Origin of the sequence: Furfurilactobacillus siliginis (genome assembly GCF_001437435.1) — a bacterium.
GTDB classification, from domain to species: domain Bacteria; phylum Bacillota; class Bacilli; order Lactobacillales; family Lactobacillaceae; genus Furfurilactobacillus; species Furfurilactobacillus siliginis.
This window is the reverse complement of the sequence record NZ_JQCB01000031.1, coordinates 1-1,244: the sequence shown is the minus strand read 5'-3', so window position 1 is coordinate 1,244 and position 1,244 is coordinate 1. Positions and strand designations below refer to the sequence as shown.

The following is a 1,244-nucleotide window of genomic DNA, read 5'->3' as shown; positions in this document are numbered from 1 at the left end:
CTGATGCTAATGGTAGTTCTACAAAAAATAGTACACGGCGGCTGTTAACTCAAAAAAGTTTAAAAACAAACTCATCGTTACCAAGTCAAATTTCAGATTTCACAGTATCTGTAACAGCCAGTGACGGAAGCACTATGAACAATGGCAGTTCATTCAAATTATCTGGTCAGTCAGCACACCTAAAGGCAATTAACCTAGGATTCACGCTAACACAAGATGGTACGTTAACTCCTGGATTAACTATTAAAATTCCAGTTAGTGTCACTAATAATTCATCAGATTTAGTTGGTTCAGCACTTAGTTCAGGGACTAGCTTGGATATCCAAAACGTTGGTACAATTAAATATCAGATAGATGGTCGCTATGGTACAAGTGGAAGCTATATTATTACTATTGGCGATAGTTTTGACCAAACTAGCGGGAAAAAAGTAATTGCTACTGTAACGGAGCAACCCGGTGAAACTTCTTCACTGGTTACTACGAATAGTAATCAGAATATTGTTTTAACTATTGGTGATAATACTTTCACTTTTGTGCCTGTAAAGAGAATTTACGAGAAGGATACTGGTGACTATAGAAGTGGCGACTTTGCGTATGGTCCTACTGCGAGTCAAATTAATACTGGTACAACGATTACTGATCCCAACTATCTTAATAATGCCCTATCAGGGGCAAAAAACACACCGGCAGATACCAGTATTCCAACTGGAAACATTATAAATATAGAACGTGTTACAACTGGAGGTTCAGCACTTACACAAGTTAATTTGGGTAAATACATTGGTAGTGGCACGTTGAAAATAAGTGAAGATGGAACTTATCTGATTAAAAATGATAATTCCGTTGGAAAAGATTTTGGACAGGGCAGCGGGGTTACTAGTCGGATAACTTTACCAGCTGGCACTAGTGATGATGATATTTTAGCTGCGCTAAATAAAGCTGGTAAGCACTCCGGTGTTGTAATTAATGAAGGTAATGGACAATATACTATTGCCTACAATCTTGGTAAGGTAGTTGGTGATGGTGCCTATACTTTTCATGACTTATATCCTAATGACGATGCCGCAACACAGGCAGATGCTGCGCAAGAAGTAAACCGAACGGATGGTTTAAACTCTGAACTTAATAAAAAACTGGCCACTCTATATGCCTTCCACAGTATGGGCATTCAATCAGAATTTCGTTTTGCTGATTCAAGCATAAAAAACACACTGCAAGGAACTGGTACCCAGTATAGTGTTGCA

Annotated in this window: 1 protein-coding gene; it reads left to right on the top strand. The window is 38.4% G+C overall.

The features are described from left to right. A partial coding sequence (locus IV55_RS10005; RefSeq protein ID WP_162260750.1) for a hypothetical protein occupies positions 1-1,244 on the top strand: 1,244 nt, incomplete at both ends.